The organism is Arthrobacter sp. NPDC093125 (genome assembly GCF_044754225.1).
GTDB lineage: Bacteria > Actinomycetota > Actinomycetes > Actinomycetales > Micrococcaceae > Arthrobacter.
Genome location: NZ_JBIVOQ010000018.1, coordinates 18,153 through 40,148, shown reverse-complemented (window position 1 = coordinate 40,148; position 21,996 = coordinate 18,153). Strand labels below are relative to the sequence as shown.

The 21,996-nt window shown below is 66.1% G+C and carries 18 protein-coding genes; 6 read left to right on the top strand and 12 right to left on the bottom strand.

The window, feature by feature from the left end; all coding sequences use genetic code 11:
• The first annotated feature begins 63 nt into the window (after positions 1–63).
• Complete coding sequence (locus ACIP9X_RS20525) at positions 64–564, top strand: GNAT family N-acetyltransferase (protein ID WP_400481590.1); 501 nt, start codon at positions 64–66, stop codon at positions 562–564.
• Positions 565–655: 91 nt separating this feature from the next.
• The gene (locus ACIP9X_RS20520) at positions 656–1,933 is read left to right on the top strand and encodes an alpha/beta fold hydrolase (protein ID WP_400481614.1); all 1,278 of its coding nucleotides are present in this window, start codon (positions 656–658) and stop codon (positions 1,931–1,933) included.
• Here ACIP9X_RS20520 and ACIP9X_RS20515 read toward each other — a convergent pair.
• From ACIP9X_RS20515 to coaE, 4 genes are all read right to left on the bottom strand, one after another.
• Positions 1,919–3,304, bottom strand: a complete 1,386-nt coding sequence (locus ACIP9X_RS20515) for an MFS transporter (protein WP_400481589.1) — start codon at positions 3,302–3,304, stop codon at positions 1,919–1,921. The genes ACIP9X_RS20520 and ACIP9X_RS20515 overlap by 15 nt on opposite strands.
• 140 nt (positions 3,305–3,444) lie before the next feature.
• Positions 3,445–4,482, bottom strand: a complete 1,038-nt coding sequence (locus ACIP9X_RS20510) for a TerC family protein (RefSeq protein WP_400481588.1) — start codon at positions 4,480–4,482, stop codon at positions 3,445–3,447.
• Between the two features lie 252 nt (positions 4,483–4,734).
• The gene (gene uvrB, locus ACIP9X_RS20505) at positions 4,735–6,834 is read right to left on the bottom strand and encodes an excinuclease ABC subunit UvrB (protein WP_400481587.1); all 2,100 of its coding nucleotides are present in this window, start codon (positions 6,832–6,834) and stop codon (positions 4,735–4,737) included.
• Positions 6,835–6,874: 40 nt separating this feature from the next.
• The gene (gene coaE, locus ACIP9X_RS20500) at positions 6,875–8,131 is read right to left on the bottom strand and encodes a dephospho-CoA kinase (RefSeq protein WP_400481586.1); all 1,257 of its coding nucleotides are present in this window, start codon (positions 8,129–8,131) and stop codon (positions 6,875–6,877) included.
• 94 nt (positions 8,132–8,225) lie between these two features.
• Between coaE and ACIP9X_RS20495 the strand changes: the two genes are divergently transcribed.
• Complete coding sequence (locus ACIP9X_RS20495; RefSeq protein WP_400481585.1) at positions 8,226–8,906, top strand: IMPACT family protein; 681 nt, start codon at positions 8,226–8,228, stop codon at positions 8,904–8,906.
• A gap of 93 nt (positions 8,907–8,999) precedes the next feature.
• Positions 9,000–9,566 carry a type 1 glutamine amidotransferase domain-containing protein gene (locus tag ACIP9X_RS20490; protein ID WP_400481584.1) on the top strand — a complete coding sequence of 189 codons (567 nt, stop codon included), beginning with the start codon at positions 9,000–9,002 and terminating at the stop codon, positions 9,564–9,566.
• A 112-nt stretch (positions 9,567–9,678) separates the two neighbouring features.
• Here ACIP9X_RS20490 and rpsA read toward each other — a convergent pair whose 3' ends face one another.
• The 3 genes from rpsA to polA all read right to left on the bottom strand — a co-directional run bounded on the left by rpsA (position 9,679) and on the right by polA (position 15,588).
• Positions 9,679–11,154 carry a 30S ribosomal protein S1 gene (rpsA, locus tag ACIP9X_RS20485; RefSeq protein ID WP_026537355.1) on the bottom strand — a complete coding sequence of 492 codons (1,476 nt, stop codon included), beginning with the start codon at positions 11,152–11,154 and terminating at the stop codon, positions 9,679–9,681.
• 228 nt (positions 11,155–11,382) lie between these two features.
• The gene (locus tag ACIP9X_RS20480; protein WP_400481583.1) at positions 11,383–12,687 is read right to left on the bottom strand and encodes a GNAT family N-acetyltransferase; all 1,305 of its coding nucleotides are present in this window, start codon (positions 12,685–12,687) and stop codon (positions 11,383–11,385) included.
• Between the two features lie 81 nt (positions 12,688–12,768).
• A complete protein-coding gene (gene polA, locus ACIP9X_RS20475; protein WP_400481582.1) occupies positions 12,769–15,588 on the bottom strand; it encodes a DNA polymerase I in 2,820 nt (939 codons plus the stop codon).
• Here polA and ACIP9X_RS20470 point away from each other — a divergent pair.
• Complete coding sequence (locus ACIP9X_RS20470) at positions 15,587–16,123, top strand: hotdog fold thioesterase (RefSeq protein WP_400481581.1); 537 nt, start codon at positions 15,587–15,589, stop codon at positions 16,121–16,123. The genes polA and ACIP9X_RS20470 overlap by 2 nt on opposite strands.
• A gap of 7 nt (positions 16,124–16,130) precedes the next feature.
• Here ACIP9X_RS20470 and ACIP9X_RS20465 read toward each other — a convergent pair whose 3' ends face one another.
• From ACIP9X_RS20465 to ACIP9X_RS20450, 4 genes are all read right to left on the bottom strand, one after another.
• Positions 16,131–16,688: a dihydrofolate reductase family protein gene (locus ACIP9X_RS20465; RefSeq protein WP_400481580.1), complete on the bottom strand. Its 558-nt coding sequence runs from the start codon at positions 16,686–16,688 to the stop codon at positions 16,131–16,133.
• A gap of 52 nt (positions 16,689–16,740) precedes the next feature.
• Positions 16,741–16,962, bottom strand: a complete 222-nt coding sequence (locus ACIP9X_RS20460) for a hypothetical protein (RefSeq protein ID WP_400481579.1) — start codon at positions 16,960–16,962, stop codon at positions 16,741–16,743.
• Positions 16,959–18,185, bottom strand: coding sequence for an anion permease (locus ACIP9X_RS20455; RefSeq protein ID WP_400481578.1), 1,227 nt, complete (start codon positions 18,183–18,185; stop codon positions 16,959–16,961). The genes ACIP9X_RS20460 and ACIP9X_RS20455 overlap by 4 nt, the downstream gene beginning before the upstream one ends.
• 274 nt (positions 18,186–18,459) lie before the next feature.
• Positions 18,460–18,888 carry an HAD domain-containing protein gene (locus ACIP9X_RS20450; RefSeq protein ID WP_400481577.1) on the bottom strand — a complete coding sequence of 143 codons (429 nt, stop codon included), beginning with the start codon at positions 18,886–18,888 and terminating at the stop codon, positions 18,460–18,462.
• 173 nt (positions 18,889–19,061) lie between these two features.
• Between ACIP9X_RS20450 and ACIP9X_RS20445 the strand changes: the two genes are divergently transcribed.
• Positions 19,062–21,461 (top strand): phosphoketolase, encoded by a 2,400-nt coding sequence (locus ACIP9X_RS20445; protein ID WP_400481576.1) that lies wholly within the window; start codon positions 19,062–19,064, stop codon positions 21,459–21,461.
• Between the two features lie 25 nt (positions 21,462–21,486).
• On the opposite strand, the gene ACIP9X_RS20440 is transcribed toward ACIP9X_RS20445, so the two are convergent.
• The gene (locus tag ACIP9X_RS20440; RefSeq protein ID WP_400481575.1) at positions 21,487–21,933 is read right to left on the bottom strand and encodes a VOC family protein; all 447 of its coding nucleotides are present in this window, start codon (positions 21,931–21,933) and stop codon (positions 21,487–21,489) included.
• Positions 21,934–21,996: the final 63 nt, after the last annotated feature.

The window sequence follows — 21,996 nt, the reverse complement described above, 5'->3', positions numbered from 1 at the left end:
GGCCGGAGCGTATATCGAGAGCCTAACTCAAGTGCTGGACTGTTCACCCAGTAAGCTCGGATCATGAGTGTTATCCGTCCTGCCACCCCCGCCGATGTCCCTGTAATCCTGCAGATGATCCACGAACTGGCCATCTACGAGAAGGAACCGGACGCCGTCCGCAACACGCCGGAGATGTTGCACAGCGTGCTCTTCGGCGAGAGCCCCCGGGTGTTCGCCCACATGGCGGAAAACGAGGCAGGGCAGGTCCGCGGCTTCGCGCTGTGGTTCCTGAACTACTCGACCTGGGAAGGTGTGCACGGCATCTATCTCGAGGATCTCTACGTCACTCCCGAGGCCCGGGGCGAGGGACACGGAAAGGCCCTCCTGCAGCACCTGGCAGCGACCGCCGTCGACCGCGGTTACGCGCGTGTTGAGTGGAGCGTCCTGGATTGGAACGAGCCCTCCATCGACTTCTACCGGAAGCTGGGAGCCAACCCGATGGAGGAATGGTCCACCTTCCGCCTCACCGGAGACGCCCTCGCCGCCTTTGGAGCCCGCAGCGGGGCCGGGGCGCGTGGCTGACCTCGCGGCGCATAGCGCCGTCCACACCACCACCGTCCCTCGCACCGACCGCGCCGTCCACACCGTCCGCGGGAGGCACGAGTTTCGCGGGATGCGCACGACCGAGCACTACTTCACGGTCCCGCTGGACCATTTCAGCTCCGCGGAGGATCCCGGCGCCGAGACGATCACGGTTTTCGCGCGCGAATACGTGTCGGCGGAGCACACTGAAACTGCTGCGAAACAGCTCCCCTGGCTTGTGTACCTGCAGGGCGGCCCCGGCGGCCGCGGCAACCGGTTCATGTCGCTGGGCGGCTGGAGCAAAGCCGCCGCCAAGGATTTCCGCATCCTCATGCTGGACCAGCGGGGCACCGGGTTGTCCTCCCCCGCGGACCGCAACACGCTGCCGCTGCGCGGCGGCGCCGAGGCACAGGCCCGCTATCTGGAACACTTCCGCGCCGATTCGATCGTTGCCGACGCCGAGCTGATCCGCCGTGCACTGGGGTCGGAACCGTGGACCATCTACGGCCAGAGCTACGGCGGCTTCATTGCACTGACGTACCTCTCCTTCGCGCCGGAAGGCCTGCGGGAAGTGCTCATCACCGGAGGACTCGCCCCGCTGGAGGGCACGGCGGAGCGGGTGTACCGCGAGACGTTCAAACGGGTTGCCGCCCGCAATGCCGAATACTTCGGCTGGTATCCGGAAGACCGTGAAACCGTCGACCGGATCGTCCGGCACCTCCGGACCATCGAGGAATTCCTGCCCGGCGGAGAACGCCTCACGGTGGAACGCTTCCAGATGGTGGGATCCTTCCTCGGCGGCAATACGAGGGTGGACGGGCTGCACAACCTGCTGGAGGACGCCTTCGTGGACACTCCCCGGGGCCCCAGGCTGTCTGACACCTTCCTCGAGCAGGTCCGCCCGCACGTCTCCCGCGCCACGAACCCCCTGTACGCGCTGATGCATGAGTCAATCTACGCCCAGGGCCCGGCGACGGACTGGGCGGCCTGGCGGGTCCTCCGGGAATTTCCGGAGTTCAGCCCGGACGCCCCGCAGATCCTCCTGACCGGCGAAATGATCTACCCGTGGTACTTCGACCAGGACAACGCGCTGCGGCCGCTGAAGGAAGTAGCTGAGCTGCTGGCCGCCAAGATGGACTGGAAACCGCTGTATGATCCGGCACAGCTGGCCGCCAACATAGTGCCGGCCGCCGCCGCCGTCTACACCAACGACATTTACGTTGAGCGCGGACTTTCCCTCGCAACTGCCGCAGCGGTGCGTAATCTGCAGGCGTGGGAAACGGCCGACTTCCACCACGACGGCATCGCCGACGACGGGGAAGCCATCTTTGGCCGGCTCCTGGGCATGGTGCGGTCAGTCCGGAACTGACCGTCCCTCCCGGGACCGCGCGGCCAGCAACACAACGACCGCCGCCGCAAGGACACCCGCTCCCAGCAGGCCGCCGGCCAGATTGAGGCCGAGGTACCCCACCCAGCTCAGCACCAGGCCCGAGACGGCACCGCCCGCGGCGCCCGCCGCGCCCATCAGCATGTCCGAAACGCCCTGCACGGCCACCCTGTCCTGCTGCGCGACGCTCTCGGCCAGGAGCGTCGAGCCTGCAATGGTTGACGCCGACCACCCCACCCCCAGCAGCACGAGGCCCACGGCAACGGCCGCCGTCGACGTCTGCCCGAAACCCGCCACCAGCACGGCAGCGGTCAGGATGGCGAAGCCGAAGGCGATGGTCTGGATCCGCCCCAGCTTGTCCGTCAGCCAGCCCATCACCGGGGAGAGGGCAAACATTCCTGCGATGTGCAGCGAAATGGTGAAACCGATAATGACCAGGACATCGCTGCCCGCGGTGTGGCTGCCGTGAACGCTGCCCGGACCGGCGACGATCTCCTGCAGATGGAGCGGGGTCATGGACATGACGCCCACCATGACCGCGTGGGCACCCACGACGGCGGCCAGCGCCAGGATCGCGGCCGGCGCATGGCGGACGGCCCGCAATCCCCGGGCGAGTGAACCTCCGGTAGGCGCTGCGCCCGCTGGCGGTCCGCCAGCAACACTGTCCGTCGGTGGACCGGCCGGCTGGGCTCCGGCGGGAGGTCCGGCGGGAGGTCCGGCCAGCTGCCGGGCCAGAAGGAGCGGGTCGGGGCGTAGCCCGGCCAGGAGCAGGCCGCAGGCGAGCACCAGCCCGGCGCCGGAGATGACAAACGGCCCGGCGATGGGCGGCAGCCCCAGGCTCTGGCCCACCACAGCGCCGGGCTGGATCAGGTTGGGCCCGGCCACGGCCCCGATGGTGATGGCCCAGACGACGGCGGACAGGGAGCGGCCGCGGTGTTCGGCGTCCGCAAGGTCGACGGCGGCGAACCGCGCCTGGAGGTTCGCGGCAGTCCCCACCCCGACGCCTGCGGCACCAATGACCAGGATCGCGAAGACCCCGGAGACCACGGACACGACGATGAGCACGGCCCCGGCCAGGGCCGCGGCCAGTCCCGTGGCAAGGCTGATCCTGCGTCCGCGCCGTTCAGCAAGCGAGGCGAGCGGCAACGCCGCCATCGCGGCCGCGAGCGTCATCATGGTGGCGACTGAGCCGGCCCATGCCTCGGAACCGGACAAATCGACGGCCAGCAGCGAACCGATGGAGACGGTCGCCCCGGTTCCGATAGCGCTGAACAGCTGCGCGGACCCCAGGAGCACCACGGTACGCCGTTGCACCAGGCGGACATCCGGGTCCGTCCGGGAAGTGGTTGCCATCCTCCGAGCATAGTCCCGGAGGCAGGCGCCGGAACCGGTTACCGGCCCGGCATTAAACGAAAGCCCCGGCCACAAGGTGGCCGGGGTTTTCTGTCAGGCAGTCGTGCAGGGCGCCGCCGGGAGCCGGGAAAGCCTTCCGTCTACTCGACGTCGGCGTCGACGCCGGTCCGGCTCTTCCGCGCATCCTCCTCGAGGCGGGCATCCAGCTTGGCCTGCTGCGCAGCCGAGCTGATAAGGCTGGCGATCACGGCGATGATGATGGTGCCGACGATGACAGCAAGCGAGACGTACGTCGGGATCTCGGGTGCCCACTCGATGTGCTGGCCGCCGTTAATGAACGGCAGTTCGTTGACGTGCATGGCGTGCAGGACCAGCTTCACACCGATGAACGCCAGGATGATGGACAGCGCATGCTTGAGGTAGACCAGGCGGTTCATGAGGCCGCCGAGCAGGAAGTACAGCTGCCGCAGGCCCATGAGCGCGAAGATGTTCGCGGTGAAGACGATGAACGCGCTCTGCGTGAGGCCGAAGATCGCGGGGATGGAGTCCACGGCGAACAGCAGGTCCGTCATGCCAATCGTGACGAACACGATGAGCATGGGGGTGAAGACCTTCTTGCCGTCAACCACTGTGCGGAGCTTGCCGCCGTCGAACTTCTCCGACATGGGGATGACCTTGCGGATCTTCGCGATGAGCGCGTTTTCCTTGTCTTCCTCGTCTTCGCCTTCGTCCTTGGCCTGCTTCCAGGCAGTCCACAGCAGGAAGGCGCCGAAGATGTAGAAGACCCAGCTGAACTGCTCGATGACGATGGCGCCGAGCATGATGAAGATGCCGCGCAGGATGAGGGCGATGATGATGCCCACCATCAGCACTTCCTGCTGGTACTTACGGGGCACCGAGAACCGCGCCATGATGATGATGAAGACGAAGAGGTTGTCGATGCTGAGGCTGTATTCGGTCACCCAGCCGGCAACGAACTGCCCGCCGTACTCCGGGCCCGCAAACGCGAACATCGCACCGGCAAAGGCCAGGGCAAGAGCCACATAGAAGGCGACCCACAAACCGGCTTCCTTCATGGAGGGTTCGTGCGGACGCCGCACCACCAGGAGCAGGTCTAACAGGAGGATGATGCCGAGGGCGACGAACGAGCCGACCTCGAACCAGACGGGAAGCTGCACAGAGTTAACCTTTCGCAGGGTACAAAAAACTGGTGTAAGTCTCTCCGGCGAACCTGTGCACTTGGTGCTGATGTGGTTGCCCGCTACGCCCGGCAAGGCATCTGTGCCCTGCGTGTTGACGTCCGTAGCGCTCGGGATACTCCCCTACTTGACCTCAACTTTACAGCACGCCGGCACCCGCCCGCGTCCGTGACCGCACCGCCGGTACCGGACGGCCGCGACTGTGACCGGCGGCACACGGGCATGAGGCGCCTAGGCGTGGCCGGCTGCGTGCATCTGGCGGAGTTCCTTCTTCAGCTCGCTCACTTCGTCGCGGATCCGGGCGGCCAGCTCGAACTGCAGCTCGGCGGCGGCGCCGTGCATCTGCTCCGTCAGCTGCTCGATCAGCCCCACAAGGTCCTCGGCAGGTGCCGCGGCCAGGCCGTCCGCCCGGACGGTGGCAGCACCCTTGGCCGCCGACTTGCCCCGTTTGGCGCCCTTGGCCAGGCGGTTGCTGTTCAGCAGCTCCTGGGTGTCGGCGTCCTCCTTGGCAATCTGGTCGGTGATATCGGCGATCTTCTTCCGCAGCGGCTGCGGATCCACCCCGTTTTCGGTGTTGTACGCGACCTGGATGGCGCGCCGGCGGTTGGTCTCGTCGATGGCATGCGCCATGGAGTCGGTGATGCGGTCCGCGTACATGTGCACCTGCCCGGACACGTTCCTCGCCGCGCGGCCGATGGTCTGGATCAGGGAGGTGGAGGAACGGAGGAACCCCTCCTTGTCGGCGTCGAGGATGCTCACGAGGGACACCTCAGGCAGGTCAAGGCCTTCGCGGAGCAAGTTGATGCCCACGAGGACGTCGAAGACGCCCATCCGGAGCTCGCGCAGCAGCTCCACCCGCCGGAGGGTGTCAACGTCCGAGTGAAGGTACTGCACCTTGATGCCGTGGCCCAGGAGGTAGTCGGTGAGGTCCTCCGCCATCCGCTTAGTGAGGGTGGTGACCAGGACGCGTTCATTCTTCTCGGTGCGGGTCTTGATCTCACCCAGGAGGTCGTCGATCTGGCCCTTGGTGGGCTTGACCACCACCTCGGGGTCGATCAGTCCGGTGGGCCGGATGATCTGCTGGACGAAGCCGTCCGCCTTGCCGAGCTCGTACTTGCCCGGGGTGGCCGACAGGTAGACCGCTTGACCCACGCGGTCCTGGAACTCGTCCCACTTGAGCGGGCGGTTGTCCATCGCGGAAGGCAGCCGGAAGCCGTGGTCCACCAGGTTCCGCTTGCGGGACATATCGCCCTCGTACATGGCCCCGATCTGGGGCACGGTAACGTGGGATTCATCAATGACCAGCAGGAAGTCGTCCGGGAAGTAGTCGATGAGGCAGTGCGGGGCGGTTCCGCGGGCGCGGCCGTCAATGTGTGATGAGTAGTTCTCGATGCCGTTGCAGAAACCCATCTGCTGCATCATCTCGAGGTCGTAAGTGGTGCGCATCCGGAGCCGCTGGGCCTCCACCAGCTTGTTCTGGCTCTCGAGCACCGCGAGCCGCTCGGCAAGTTCGTCTTCGATTCGCTTGATCGCCCGGCTCATCCGTTCCGGACCGGCCACGTAATGCGAGGCCGGGAAGACGTACATCTCGGTCTCGTCCCGGATTACCTCCCCAGTGAGCGGGTGCAGCGTATAGATGTTCTCAATCTCGTCGCCGAAGAACTCGATCCGGATCGCAAGCTCTTCGTACATCGGAATGATTTCCACAGTGTCGCCGCGAACCCGGAACGTGCCGCGGTGAAAGTCCATATCATTCCGGGTGTACTGCATCGACACGAATTTCCGGAGCAGATCGTCGCGGTTCATCTCCGCTCCCTTGCGGAGGGTCACCATCCCGGCGATGTACTCTTCCGGCGTGCCAAGGCCGTAAATGCAGGAAACGGTGGCCACGACTATCACGTCACGCCGCGTCAGCAGCGCGTTCGTGGCCGAGTGGCGCAGGCGCTCCACCTCCTCGTTGACGGACGAGTCCTTCTCAATGAAGGTGTCCGTCTGCGCCACGTACGCCTCGGGCTGGTAGTAGTCGTAATAGGAGACGAAGTACTCCACCGCGTTGTTTGGCAGCAGCTCGCGGAATTCGTTGGCCAGCTGCGCGGCGAGCGTCTTGTTCTGCACCATCACCAGGGTTGGCCGCTGGATCTGCTCGATCAGCCAGGCTGTGGTGGCGCTTTTTCCGGTACCCGTAGCGCCGAGGAGCACCACGTCCTTCTCGCCGTTTTTGATTCGTTCAGTAAGTTCCGCGATGGCCGCCGGCTGGTCGCCGGCCGGCTTGAACTCGCTGATGACCTCGAACGGCGCGACGACGCGGTTGATCTCCTGCGCAAGACTCATGTATCTAATTTACAGCGGGCCGCGGACCGGTTCCCCTGATTCAGCTTTGGGCTGTACCGGCAGCGCCGGTGGAGGTGCTGCCCGCAGCAGAGTACGACGGCGGCTGCCAGCCGCTGCTTGCGGCCCACTGCTCCATGCCGGGGCCGCCGGTCACCGTGAACCAGGCTTCCTTGTCCTGCGCGTAGCCGGCCGTGGACGTGTCTGCAGCATGAAGGGCCGCGACGCGGTGCTTTTCCCCCGCGTAGGCCTCCCGGGCAGCCGGAACAGCGGTCAGCCAGTCCCGGAACCCCAGGGCGAAACGCCAGCCGGCTGAACCCGCGACCCGGACATGGAGGTTCACGGGCCGTCCGGGATCCGCGTTCCCATGCAGCCGCTTGGACCAGGCGGCGCGATCGGGGCGGCTGGCCGTGGGGCTGTCCATGAGGATACCGGGCCAGACGGGGAAGCCTGCGGCCCCGAGCAGAGGGGCGATGCGGTCCGCTGTTTCCAGGTCCGCCACGGCGAGCTGGAGGTCGATCACGTTTTTCGCGTCAAGTCCGGGCACGGCGGTGGACCCGATATGGTCAACGGCGAGGATGTCCTCCGGTGCGGCGGCGCGCAGCCGCGCCGACAGCAGGGAGGCCTGGCGCGCCCAGTCGGGGTCGTGCGGGGCCAGCACCGGCCCGCCGCGGCGGACGGCGACGGCGGATGCGCTGAGGTTGCGGGCGAAGGGCAGCAGCCGGTCCTCCCAGAGTCTGTCCACCGCCAGGCGCAGGTTGTCCGGCGAACCGGAGTTGTCCAGGACCACATCGGCGGCGGCCAACCGGACGTCGCGCGAGGCCTGGGCGGCCATACGCGAGCGGGCTTCCTCTGCGGTCATGCCGCGATGCCGGACCATCCGCTCGACCCGCACGTCGGCCGCGGCGTCGACCACCACGACGAGATGGAAGCTGCTTTGCTGCCCTGTTTCGACGAGGAGGGGGATGTCCTGTACCACGACGGCGTCGGCGGGGGCTGCGGAGATCACCGCGGCGGCCCGCTGCCGGACCAGGGGGTGGACAATGCCGTTCAGCTCGGCACGCCGCTCCGGATCCTGGAAGACAATGGCACCTAGACGCGGCCTGTCCAACCGCCCCTCGGCGTCGAGGATCTCCTCCCCGAAGGCCCGCGCCACGGCGGCCAGCCCGGGCGTGCCCGGCTCCACGACTTCACGCGCTATCGTGTCAGCATCCACGAGCACCGCGCCCAGCTCCTTCAGGCGCACCGCTGCCATTGACTTCCCCGAGGCGATCCCGCCCGTCAACCCGATCTTCAGCACCCCTCCAGACTAGTCCCCACCTCTCCCCTGACCTCGCTCCGGTCGCCCAGGGAACCCTCGCGGCGTGGGCCCATGCCCGGACTAGACTTGGGCGGTGCAAGAGCAAGAGAGCAGGACGCTGTCCTTCACCACCCTCGCCGCCGGCCCCGACTTCCGCCACGAGCTGGAGATCAAGCGGTCGCGGTTCATCACCGTGCTGCGCCGCGCCGAAAGCGAGGAAGGCGCCCGGGCCCTCGTGGCGGACCTGCGCCGGGAATTCCACGATGCACGGCACCACTGCTCCGCATTCGTGCTGGGTGCCGACCGGGACATCCAGCGTTCCAGTGACGACGGCGAGCCGTCCGGCACGGCCGGCGTCCCCATGCTGGAGGCGCTGCTCCGGCGGGAAACCGCCCCGGGGGTCACGGACCTTAGCGACGTGAGTGCCGTCGTCGTGCGGTATTTCGGTGGGGTGCTGCTGGGTGCCGGCGGACTGGTGCGGGCCTACTCGGAATCAGTGTCGACCGCGCTGGCCCTGTCCCCGCTGGTGCAGCGCCGGCGCCTGAGGATCTGTGCCGTGAGGATGCCGCACGCCGCGGCCGGTCGCCTGGAAAATGACCTGCGCAGCGCAGGCTACGCCATGGCGGAGACAGGGTATGAGGCGAACTCCGCGGTCCTGCGGCTGGCCCTTCCGGATTCGCCCGCGGCGCTGGCCGACGCCGCCGGCCACCTCGCGGCCATAACGGCCGGAGCGGCCGCCCTGGAGCCGGAAGGCACCGAGTGGGTTGACCTCTGACCGTGACGGCCGGGGCAACAATCATCAGCTTGCTTAGGACTTTCCGTTTCCTAGTGTGGACGCTGTAAGGCATTCGCAGGCAAAGGAGGAGACATGTCCGAGCACAACATCACCGGCAAGAGGGTGGCTTTCCTGCTGACGGACGGCGTCGAGCAGGTAGAACTGACCAGCCCCTGGGACGCCGTCAAGAACGCCGGCGGAGAACCGGTCCTGGTAGCGCCGAAGAGCGGCAAGCTCCAGGGCTTCGAAGGCGTGGACAAGGGCGACACCTTCGACGTCGACCTAACGCTGGCGGATGCCAACGCCTCGGACTTCCACGCGCTGGTGATTCCCGGCGGCGTGGTGAACGCCGACCACCTGCGGGTGGACAAGGACGCCCAAAACTTCGCCCGGAGCTTCTTCGAGCAGCACAAGCCCGTGGCCGCGATCTGCCACGGCCCGTGGCTGCTGATTGATGCGGGCGTGGTCAAGGGCCGGAACCTCACATCGTACCACACGCTCGCGACCGACCTCAAGAACGCCGGCGCCAACTGGACGGACGAGCAGGTAGTGGTGGACCAGGGCCTGGTGACCAGCCGGAAGCCGGGCGACCTCCCGGCCTTCAACGACAAGGTGCTGGAGGAAATCGCCGAAGGCGAGCACGCAGGGCAGACCGCCTGACACTGCCTGCCACTCCAAGGCAGCGGGAGTTCCGCACCCGGAGCACCAAAAAGGTGGCCGCCCCCTCCCGGGGACGGCCACCTTTTATGTTGGCAATTTAGCCTTGTGGCAATTAGTTGCCGGTCAGCTTCTCGCGCAGTGCTGCAAGAGCCTCGTCCGAAGCAAGCGTGCCTGCACCGGTCTCGGTGGCAGCCGGCTCGGAGGAGTAGCTGGTGGTGCCGGAGTCGCTCTCACCGGACGTTGCAGCTGCAGCGTCGTCGGCAGCGTGCTGGGCAACCTGCTTCTTGTGGGCTTCCCAACGGGTCTGGGCGTCAGCGTACTGCTGCTCCCAGGCGGCGCGCTGGTTCTCGTAGCCTTCAAGCCACTCGTTGGACTCCGGGTCGAAGCCCTCCGGGTACTTGTAGTTGCCCTCTTCGTCGTACTCGGCGGCCATGCCGTAGAGTGCCGGGTCGAATTCGGTGCTGTCGGCGTCCACGCCCTCGTTGGCCTGCTTGAGGGAGAGGGAGATGCGGCGGCGCTCGAGGTCGATGTCGATGACCTTGACGAACAGCTCGTCGCCAACGGAGACAACCTGCTCAGCCAGCTCAACGTGGCGGACAGCGAGCTCGGAGATGTGAACCAGGCCTTCGATGCCGTCTTCGACGCGGACGAACGCACCGAACGGAACGAGCTTGGTGACCTTACCCGGAACAACCTGGCCGAGGGCGTGGGTGCGGGCGAAGGTCTGCCACGGGTCTTCCTGCGTTGCCTTGAGCGACAGGGAGACGCGCTCGCGGTCCAGGTCGACCTCGAGGACCTCGACGGTGACTTCCTGGCCAACTTCGACAACCTCGGACGGGTGGTCGATGTGCTTCCAGGACAGCTCGGAAACGTGGACGAGACCGTCTACGCCGCCCAGGTCCACGAAGGCACCGAAGTTGACGATGGAGGAAACGACGCCGGGACGGACCTGGCCCTTTTCCAGCTTGTTGAGGAAGGTGGAGCGGACCTCGGACTGGGTCTGCTCGAGCCATGCACGGCGGGACAGCACAACGTTGTTGCGGTTCTTGTCCAGCTCGATGATCTTGGCTTCGATCTGCTGACCGATGTACGGAGCCAGGTCGCGCACGCGGCGCATCTCGACGAGGGATGCCGGCAGGAAGCCGCGCAGACCGATGTCGAGGATAAGACCACCCTTGACAACCTCGATGACGGTACCGGTGACAACACCGTCTTCTTCCTTGACCTTCTCGATGTCGCCCCAGGCGCGCTCGTACTGAGCACGCTTCTTGGAGAGGATCAGGCGGCCTTCTTTGTCTTCCTTGGTGAGCACCAGGGCTTCGACCTGATCGCCAACGGAGACAACATCTCCGGGATCAACGTCGTGCTTGATGGAAAGCTCGCGGGAGGGGATGACACCTTCGGTCTTGTAACCGATGTCGAGCAGAACTTCGTCGCGGTCGACCTTGACGACGGTACCCTCGACGAGGTCTCCGTCGTTGAAGTACTTGATGGTGGCGTCGACAGCTGCGAGGAAGTCCTCAGCGGTACCGATGTCGTTAATCGCGACTACGGGGGTACCGGGCTTCTCGGTGGAGGTGATGGTCATGTAGTAGGGGCTCCGTTGTGGATAGTTAGTCGGTCAGGCAAACCATCGCCCCCGCGTTATGGAACGCAGGCGCAACGAGCGGCAGGTCACATGAATCTGCCGGGTCATCCTGATTTTGTGGATTAGAGATGCGTGCACGTAGTACACGCCCGTTTATTCTAGTCGCTCGCGGGAACGGCGGTCAAAGCGCTGGCGGCGCGTTGCGGCGCTGAAGTGCAGTTTTACCCGCTAGAAGTGCGTCAGGCAGTGCGGTGAGCGTTCGACGGCGAACATGAGGCGTGCTTTCAGCGCCGCCCCTGGCACGTGCTCGGCTATCCGGCCGGCCGTGGCGAGTGTCACCGGACACACTCCGCCGAGGTAGATGGACCCGAGTTCCGCCACGTCCAGCGACAACTCCGGCCTCACACCTGCCGAAGCCGGGGTCACGCTGGCCTCCCCGTCGTTGACCTGAAGGACGTAGGTGCCGTTGGCCATGCCCAGGGCATCGGTAACCTCAAGGGTCAGGGCGCCATCCTCTGAATAGCGCCGCGCCGCGAGGGCTGTGCCGCTGTCCAGGATCCGGAGCCAGAGCATGTCGCGGTGGTCCGAGGATTCGATACGCCTCGGATCTTCCAGGGCCCACGTGAGCGGATCGTCCACGGGAGCGTCGGCCCAGCTGACCCGCTCAGTCAGGTCGATGCTTCCCAGGAACTGCCAGAGCTCGAGGTAGGCGGAACCGGTGGCCGCCACAAGGTCCACAACCTCAATCGTGTAGGGCTTGCTGTCCCACCCGGCGAACTTGTAGGAGACGTAGCCGTCCACGGCGCCGGCCGCGTCGTAGTGCAGGGCACAGCGGATGGACTCATCCTCGCTGCCGTCGCGGCCGCACATGCCGGACACGGTCTGGCGGTAGGCCTCCTGCCGCAGGATGGACCCGGGCGTCAGCCGGTGGACCCGCCCGAACACGTGCGGGGCCAGGTCCAGGAGGACCTTGCGGTCCGCAATCTCCACCGTGCCCGTCGCGGCGTGGCGGAGACGGAACCTCGGCCCGGTGTCCACTTTGATGCTGCGCTCGAACGTCGCCACGCCGTAGCCGAACCGGCCGTAGATGGACCCTTCCGAAGCGGTGAGTGCCGCGACGGCCAGGCCGTCGGCCCGGGCGGCTGCGAGGTCCTCCGTCATCATCCGGCGCAGCAGGCCCCGCCGCCGGTGCGTGCCGCGCACGGTGACGGACGTGACGAGCTGCGCCGGAATCTGGCGGCCGTAGCCGACGTTGAGGTCCTTCCGCAGCGTCGCGAATGTGGCCACCGGGATGTCCGCTCCCAAGGAATGCGGCGCGACGTCCCCGGCCTGATAGACACCGGTCAGCTCGCGGTTATCCGTCCGGTACATGTCCATGAGCTTCCGGATGAACCCGTTATTGCGGCTGCTGTCGTGGAAACCGAATCCCACGGCCCGGATCCAGGCGGCGCCCGAGTCGTAATCGGCGCCGTCTTTCTCCGCGGCCCGGAACCTCCTGAGCACGTACTGGTCAGGCCCCTGTGTGTCTGGCACGTACTTCTCCCCCGTCGTTGTGCGCTGCTGGTTCCGGTGCCGCGTTATCTAGTGGCCGCGTTTTCTGGTGGCCAGTCTTCCTTAATGGCCGGCGTCGTACCAGCTGCTTCCGACGCCGATCTGGACGTCCAGGGGCACGCTCAGCTGCGCCGCGGCCCCCATCTGCTCCGTGACAAGCTTCTCGACAGCCTCGCGTTCACCGGTGGCAACCTCCAGGACGAGTTCGTCGTGCACCTGCAGCAGCATGCGCGATTTCAGCCCCTGCGCGGCGAGTTCGGAATGCACGCCCAGCATGGCGCGCTTGATGATGTCGGCCGCGGATCCCTGGATCGGCGAGTTCAGGGCGATGCGCTCGGCGTTCTCCCGGAGCTGCCGGTTGGTGCTGGTGAGGTCCGGCAGATAGCGGCGGCGGCCTTCGATGGTGGCCGTGTACCCGTCGATCCTGGCCTGGTCCACCACGCCCCGGAGGTAATCGCGCACGGCCCCGAAGCGGTCGAAGTAGTTCTTCATCAGCGTCCTGGCCTCGTCAACCGAGATTTCCAGCTGTTTGGACAGCCCGAAGGAAGTCAGCCCGTAGGCCAGGCCGTAGGACATGGCCTTGACCTTGGAACGCATCGCGCTGGTGACTTCAGCGGGCGGCACGTGGAAGATGGACGAACCCACGAACCGGTGGAGGTCTTCGCCCTGCCGGTAGGCCTCGATCAGCCCGGCATCTCCGGAGAGGTGCGCCATGATGCGCATTTCGATCTGCGAGTAGTCGGCGGACAGCAGGCATTCGTACCCGTCGCTGACCACGAAGATGCCCCGGACCCGCCTGCCTTCCTCGCTGCGGATCGGGATGTTCTGCAGGTTGGGGTTGTTGGAGGAGATGCGCCCCGTTGCCGCCACGTTCTGCGCATAGGTGGTGTGGATGCGCCCGTCCTCGGCCACTGACTTCTTGAGCGTCTCCACCATCTGCCGCAGCTTGGCCGATTCCCGGTGCGCCATGAGCTGGACCAGGAATTCGTGCCCGGTCTTCTCCAGCAGGTTCTTCAGCGAGGCCGCGTCCGTGGTGTAGCCGGACTTGATTTTTTTGGTCTTCGGCAGCTGCAGTTCATCGAACAGGACGGTCTGCAGCTGCTTCGGCGAACCGAGGTTCACCTCGTGCCCGATGGCGGCGAACGCGCGCTCCTGGGCGTCGTCGATGACCCTTGCGAGATCCGCCAGCTGCTCGTCCATTAGCTCCATGGAGACAGCGATGCCGGTCTGCTCCATGTCGGCCAGGACACGGCTCACCGGCAGCTCCAGTGTTGCCAGCAGCTCCTCGGCCTTGCGTTCCTGCATTTCCGACTCGAAGAACCGGCTCAGTTTATGGACGACGGCGGCCACCTGGACCAGCGCCCCCGATGCAGCGGCAGCGTCGTCGTCGAACGCCAGCTCCAGCTGGCCGGCCTTCGCGGCCTCCGGCGAGACATGGATATTCAGGTGGTGCTGGGCCAGCTCCGCGAGTTCGTACGTGCGGCGGTCGGGCTCGATGAGGTAGCCGGAAATGGAGGTGTCATCCACCACGCCCTCCAGGCCAAGCCCGCGGTTGGCCAGCGCCTTAAGCCCTGCCTTGTAGCCGTGCATGACTTTCGGCGAACCCTTATCCCGGAGCCATTGCACCAGCACGTTCTCCGCGTCGGCATCCAGTGCGGTGAGGTCGATGTACGCCGCGGCGTCATCCCGGACGATCGCAACGGCGTCAGCGTCCTCGCCGATCCTGCCCTGCAGCACGTCCACGGCGAGGGCTGACCGTTGCCCCGTCCCTGCCTCGAGGAAAGCCCGGAGCGCCTCGGCATCCTGCAACGTCGCGAAGTCCCGGCTCGCCAGGGTCTCGCGTTCCGCTTCCGGGATCTCGGCGGCGTACAGCTCGAACAGCCGGGCGCGGATGGTCTTGAATTCAAGGTCCTCAAACAGCGCCTCGAGTGCCTCGCGGTCCGGCTGCGGGTCCGCCAGTTCGTCCAGCGTCACCGGCAGGTCAAGGTCGGTGTGGAGCCTGTTCAGTTTGCGGTTGCGCTTGACCGCGTCCACGTTGGCGCGCAGCGCGTCGCCCACCTTCCCGCCGATGGCGTCGAGGTGCTCCAGCACGCCTTCCAGGCCGCCGTAGAGGTTGATCCACTTGGCGGCCGTTTTGGGTCCGACGCCGGGGACGCCGGGGAGGTTGTCTGCGGTCTCCCCCACCAGCGCCGCGAGGTCCGAGTACTGCCCGGGCGAGACGAAGTACTTTTCCTGGACGGCCGCGGCATCCATGCGCGGGATGTCGCTGACACCCTTCCTGGGGTACAGCACGAAGACGTTGTCAGTGATGAGCTGGAAGGCGTCGCGGTCACCCGAGACGAGCAGGACCTCGTAGCCGGCCTTTTCGCCCATGGCGGCCAGTGTGGCCAGGATGTCGTCCGCCTCGTAACCGGGCATCTTGATGGTCTTGATGCCCCAGGCGCCCATCACCTTGTCGATGAGGTCGATCTGCCCGCTCATCTCCCGGGGAGTCTCGTTGCGGCCGCCCTTGTACTCGCTGTATTCGGCTTTGCGGTGAGTGGTGTCATCCGAGACGTCGAAGGCCACGGCGATGTGGGTGGGCTTCTGTTCCTTGATGAGGTTGATCAGCATGGATGTGAAGCCATGGATCGCGTTGGTGTGCTGGCCCCTGGTCGTTGAGAACTTGTCGGCCGGGAGGGCGAAGAAGGCCCGGAAGGCCATGGAGTGCCCGTCCAGCACCAGGAGCCGGGGCTGGTCCGTCAGGGGAATCACCGGAGCCTCGGTGGCCGACACCGACGGGCCGGCAGGCGTAGACACTGCGATGTCCTGAAGAGTTTCGGTTGAAGACGGGAAAGGGGCCGGTTTGGTTGTTTCACTCACAGGTGCCAGCCTAGTTGCCATGATGGACAATTTCACGCCCGGCCAGCCTGCCGGGGAAGCCGGATCCGCCGTCGAGGCGCACTCCGACGACGAGGCCGGCACCGCCGTCGAAATGCAGTTCAGGGACGAACTGTTTGCTGCGGGGGTGCCGGAGCACCTGCACGACTGGCTTGCCGGGTACGGCATCGGCGCCCTGGTGGTGAAGATGGGAATCCGGTTCCTGGAGATGAGCCCGGAGCGGACGGTGGCGACCATGCCCGTCGAAGGGAACACACAAGTAGCGGGCATCCTCCATGGAGGCGCCCATGTGGTGCTGGCCGAGACCCTCGGATCCTTCGCTGCGGGGATGCACGCCGGGCCGAGCCGTCAGGCGCTGGGCATCGAAGTGGGCGCGACGCACCACCGCGCCGTCGCATCAGGCACCGTGACGGGAACGTGCACCGCCATCCATCTTGGGCGGACGCTGACCACCCACGAGATTGTGATGACGGACGAGCAGGGCCGCAGACTCTCAACCGCCCGGATCACGAACCTGATCCGGGACATCGGCGCATAGCCGCGGCTTAGGGGGTGCTGCCCGTTCCCGCGAAACGGTATCGCAACTCCACGATCCCCCGGCCCTGGGTGCGGGAGTCCGCCAACTCAAGCGGCGGCGTCGGGCCCTTCAGCGGCAGCAGCCGCTTCCCCTGCCCCAGCACGACGGGGATGATCGAGACGATGAGCTCGTCCAGCAGACCGGCGTCGGCGAACTGGGCGGCCAGGTCACCGCCTCCGACCACCCAGACGTTTTTCCCTGCGGCGTCCCTGGTGAAGTCGTTTGCGAACTCGCTGACGTCACCGCGGACGAACGTGACGTCGGCACCCGGCGGGGCGGTGAATTCGTGGTGGGTGAAGACCCAGCAGGGGGTACCGGGATACGGCCAGTTTCCCGGCTCGTGGTCCATGAGCCACTGGTAGGTGCTTCCGCCCATGACGATGCAGCCCACGCCGGCCATGAAGGTGTCGTAGCTTTCTTTTCCGCCCTCGAAGCCGTCGAACTGCAGCAGCCAGGCAAGGTCGTCGTCGGCTGTTGCGATGAACCCGTCGAGGGAGGACGCCACGTAGTACTGGACAGTTGACATGGGGCCCAGCCTAGCGACTCCCGCCGGTGGTTCCCAGAGGTCGTGCGGTCAGCTAGCCGCTGAAGTAGGGAATGATCAGGTACAGCCCGAACAGCACGGCGACTCCGCAGAGTCCGAAGCAGGCGTAGGACAGGTAACGGACCCACAGCGGGGCGGCAGCCTGGCGGTCTCCGGCAATGGCGGTCAGCCGGACGCCGAGCGAGTAGAGCACCACCACGGTCACAGCGGCGGTGAGCGTGGCACCGGCTACGATCAGGAGTTCCATCCACTTCATCGCTGCGTATCCTCCGACTTGTTCTCCTTGGCACGCGCGGCGCGTGACCGGGCGAGGCCCTTCTTCTTTGCGAAGCGGACTGCCTGCCCGGCTTCTTCCACCTCGACGGCGTTGTGGTGGCCCACAGCGGATTTGCGGGACACGAGGAACATGTACAGCACCGCTCCGGTACCGGCCACTGCGGCGATGACCACGCCGACGACGCCGGTCTTGACCAGGAGCGCCGTCAGCGCTCCGACGATGCCCGCCGCCGGGAGGGTGAAGAGCCAGCCGACAACGATGCGGCCCACCATGGCCCAGCGGACGCTCGTGCCCCTGCGGCCCATTCCCGAACCGATGACAGAGCCGGAGGCCACCTGCGTGGTGGAAAGGGCGAAGCCCAGGTGTGAGGAGGCGAGAATGGCGGACGCGGTGCTGGTCTCCGCGGCGAAGCCCTGTGCGGGCTTGACCTCGGTAAGCCCGGCGCCCATGGTCCTGATGATGCGCCATCCGCCGGCGTAGGTTCCGATGGCGATGGCGAACGCGCAGGCTGCGATGACCCAGAACTCCGGGCCTGACCCCGGCTCCTGCGTTCCGGCGGCGATCAGCACCAGGGTGATGATGCCCATGGTCTTCTGGGCGTCGTTGGTGCCGTGGGCCAGTGCCACCAGGCTGGAGGTGAAGATCTGGCCGGTCCGGAAGCCGCCGCGTTTCTGCGTCAGCTTGCTGCCCGTTTCCGGATCGTGCCGGGAGGTGAGGGCGTAGGCGATGCGGGTGCAGACGTATGCAACGATGCCGGCAATGAGGGGCGCGAAGATCGCCGGCAGGATGACTTTCTGCATCAGCGACTCCAGGTTGATGGAGTGGAAGCCGATGCCGGCGACCGCGGCACCGATCAGCCCGCCGAACAGGGCGTGCGACGAACTCGAGGGCAGGCCCTTGAGCCACGTGATCATGTTCCACAGGATGGCGCCCATGAGTCCGGCGAAAATAATGTCCGGGGTGATCTGAATCCCGTCATTTCCCTCGCGGATGATGCCGCCGGAGACCGTCTTGGCCACTTCCGTGGACAGGAACGCGCCCACCAGGTTCAGGACGGCTGCGAGTGCAACCGCCGTCTTGGGTTTGATGGCGCCGGTGGCGATGGGCGTGGCCATCGCGTTCGCGGTGTCATGAAATCCATTGGTGAAGTCGAAAAATAAGGCCAGTGCTATGACCAGCGCCACCATTAAGGTGATATCCACCTGTTGCCCAATCTGCAGAGTCGACGATCAGCAGTTCCACATGTCCCCCGACTGCCCTGCACAGCATAGTTCACCGCTTATTTACTGATAATTCACGCGGCTGGGCTTGCAGTGGCTGCAGAACGGGTTTGAAACCCTATAGATCGTACGCGCCACGTCCAGCAGATCAAACCTGCTGCTCCGCGAAGACCCGGATGGCTTCCATGTCCAAAGGGGTCAGGCCCCGTCTCGGATCCGGCGAGACGAGCAGCGCCCGACCTCCAAGGACCCTGGCCTAGGCCTGGGCCTGGCGCTCGAAAGCCAGCTGGTCGTCCGCCCAGATGAGGCGCTCTGTGCCGGAGGCCTCAAGGTCTGACTGCAGGGCTTCGAGTTTCCACCAGTCGGCTCCACTGCCGGCACCGCCGGCCGTCAGCACCGGCCACTCTGCCCCGTCGATGCCGGTGGCCGGGCACAGAAACCCCGGCGCCAGTTCCTCCCAGCTGGTCAGCCAGACGCATCGCAGGTCCGGAATCCCCACAAGCGCATTCAGGGCCTGCACGAGCTCCGGGGCATAGGCCACCTCAAGCATCCCAGCGAACGCATAATTCCAGACCGAGCCCCACGGCGTGTTGTCGGCCGCTCCGAACGGGCAGACCACGCCGTCCACATCGAGGTAGAGGGAGACTCGTGGTGCTGCGTTGTTCCTTCCCTCGTCACTGTTCATGCTTGGTCCTTCCCGCGGCTAACGCTACGGACCAGTCGCGCGGCCGGGCAAGGGGGCCGCATAGGCGAGGGAAAGGCCAGGACGGGCAGGGGCAGCAAGGCCAGGGCAGGGTGCAGCCCTGCGGATAGACTGTGCCCGTCAGCGCTGGAGCATATCCGACGAGAGGCAAGGGCATGGGCGACAACCCGGCAGCCGCTGCTGCTGCGACCGAAGATTTCGAGCTGCTGAACAGGTACTGGAACGCGGCAAACTATCTGACTGTGGCGCAGATCTACCTGCAGGAAAACCCGCTGCTCCGGGAGCCCCTGAAGCCGGAGCACATCAAACCGCGCCTGCTCGGACACTGGGGAACGGGCCCGGGGCTGTCCCTGGTCTACGTGCATCTGAACCGGCTGATCAAACGGACCGGCGCACAGGTCCTGTTCCTCGCCGGTCCGGGCCATGGCGGCCCCGCTGTCGTGGCCAACGTGTACCTGGAAGGCACCTATTCGGAGCTGTATCCGAAGGTCAGCCGGGACGAGGAAGGCCTGCGGCGGCTGGCGCGCCAGTTTTCCACCCCCGGCGGAGTGGGAAGCCACGTGGGTCCGGCCACCCCGGGCTCGATCCACGAAGGCGGCGAGCTCGGATATTCGCTGATGCATGCGACCGGCGCCGTCATGGACAACCCGGACCTGGTTGCCGCCTGCGTAGTGGGCGACGGCGAGGCCGAAACAGGTCCGCTCGCTGCCTCCTGGGACGCACCCTTCTTCCTTAACCCCGGCAGGGACGGTGCCGTCCTGCCGGTGCTCCATCTGAACGGGCACAAAATCTCAGGCCCGACAATCCTGGGCCGGCGGTCCAACGACGACGTGGAGGCGCTGCTTCATGCCCACGGCTGGGCTCCCGTCACGGTCTCCGGTGACGACCCGGAGCGGGTCCACCGGGACCTGGCCTCGGCGATGGACAGCGCCTACGCCGGGATCCGCAGCATCCAGAAGGCTGCGCGCAGCAACGGCGTCGCTGCCGCCGCCCGCTGGCCTGCCATCATCCTGCGGACTCCCAAAGGATGGACCGGCCCCGAAACCGTGGACGGCAGCGCAGTGGAGGGAACGTTCCGCGCCCACCAGGTCCCGCTGTCAGGAGTGAAGGACAACCCGGAACACCTGGCACTGCTCGAACAGTGGATGCGTTCCTATGAGCCCGAGGCGCTGTTCGACGCCGGGGGCAGGCTGGAGCCCGACCTGGCCGCTTTGGCCCCCGAAGGACCGCTGCGGATGGGATCGGTGCCTGCGGCCAACGGCCGGCCCTCCGTGCCGCTCGTCATCCCCGAGCTGGAACGGTACGCAGTGGACCCCGGCGAGCACGGCTCGACGAGCAGCGAGACCACGAAACCACTCGGCGAGCTGTTCCGGGACCTGTACCGGGACACGAAGGACAATCCGAGGTTCCGGCTCTTCTGCCCGGACGAGACCAACAGCAACCGCCTCGGGGCAGTCTTCGAAGCGAGCGACCGCTGCCTGCTGCTGCCGCCCGGAACCGGTGACACCGCCGGGTCGAGCGACCACGTTTCACCAGACGGGCGCGTCATGGAAGTCCTCTCCGAGCACTTGTGCCAGGGCTGGCTGGAGGGCTACCTGCTGACCGGGCGGCACGGCTTCTTCGCCAGCTACGAGGCGTTCGCCATGGTCAGCGCGTCCATGACGGTGCAGCATGCCAAATGGCTGCAGCACGCACGCGAACTGGAATGGCGCTCCCCCGTTCCGAGCCTCAACATCCTCCTGACCTCCACGTGCTGGCGCAATGACCACAACGGCTTCAGCCACCAAGGACCCGGCCTGATCGACACCGTGCTGTCCCTTTCGGGTGAAGTGACCCGCATCTACCTTCCGCCGGACACCAACACCCTGCTGGCGGCTGCGGAACACGCGTTGCTCAGCACCGACTACGTCAACCTCGTTGTGGTGGACAAGCAGGCGCATCCGCAATACCTGACGCTGCAGGAGGCGCGTGCCCACGCCGAGGCCGGCGCGTCACGCTGGGAGTGGGCTGGCAACGAGACAAACTTTGAGACGCCGGACATCGTCCTTGCCTCCGCAGGAGACATCCCCACGGAAGAGATGCTGGCGGCGGCCTGGCTGCTGCAGCGCCATGTCCCTGACGCCCGGGTCCGGGTGGTGAACGTCATGGACGCCATGGTGCTGCCGCCGCGGGACGTCCACCCGCACGGGCTCGACGACGGGACGTTCACCTCGCTGTTCACAGACACCTGCGAGGTGGTGGTGGCATGGCACGGTTACGCCCGCTCTTTCCACCAGCTGCTGCACGGGCGCCCGAACCCGGAACGTTTCCACGTGCGCGGGTACAGCCAGCAGGGCACCACCACCACGCCTTTCGACATGGTGGTGCTCAACCGGATGAGCCGGTACCACCTCGCGCTTGAAGCACTGCACCGCATGCACCGCCGGCTGCCGGGAATGGAGGAGCTCGCCGAGCACTGCAGCCGGCAGCTGGAGGCGCACGCGGACTACATCCGTGAGCATTTCGAGGACCTCCCCGAAATCCGCGCGTGGGTGTGGTCGCCGCCCGGTTCCTAAGATCCCCTCAACGCCTACTTGGCGGCTAGGAAGCAGGACCTGCCTGGGCTGCGTTGACCTGGGCCGCGTTGACATTGACCAGCCACGCGACGCCAAACTTATCCGTGCACATCCCGAAGATGTCGCCCCACGGCGCCGGCTCCATTGGGACGGTGACGGTGCCGCCGTCGCCGGACAGTTTTTCGTAGTAGCCACGCAGTTCAGCTTCGTCGTCCCCGCTCAGTGATATGGAAATGCTGCTCCCGGCCGAGTAATCCATGGAGTCCGGGGTATCAGAGCCCATGAGCACGAAGCCCTTTTCCGAGGTCAGCATCCCGTGCATGATCTTGTCGGCTTCCGCCGGGTCTTCGCTGGCGTGGAAATCACCGAAGGTGCTTAGCTGCAGGTCCCCGCCGAAAACAGACTGGTAGAAAGTCATGGCCTCACGGGCGGTGTCACGGAAGCCAAGGTACGGATTGAGGATGGTGGGCACGGGATTCTCCTTCAAGGCTGGACGTGGTGGATGCCATGCGCAGTGGCAGAGCACTACACATGT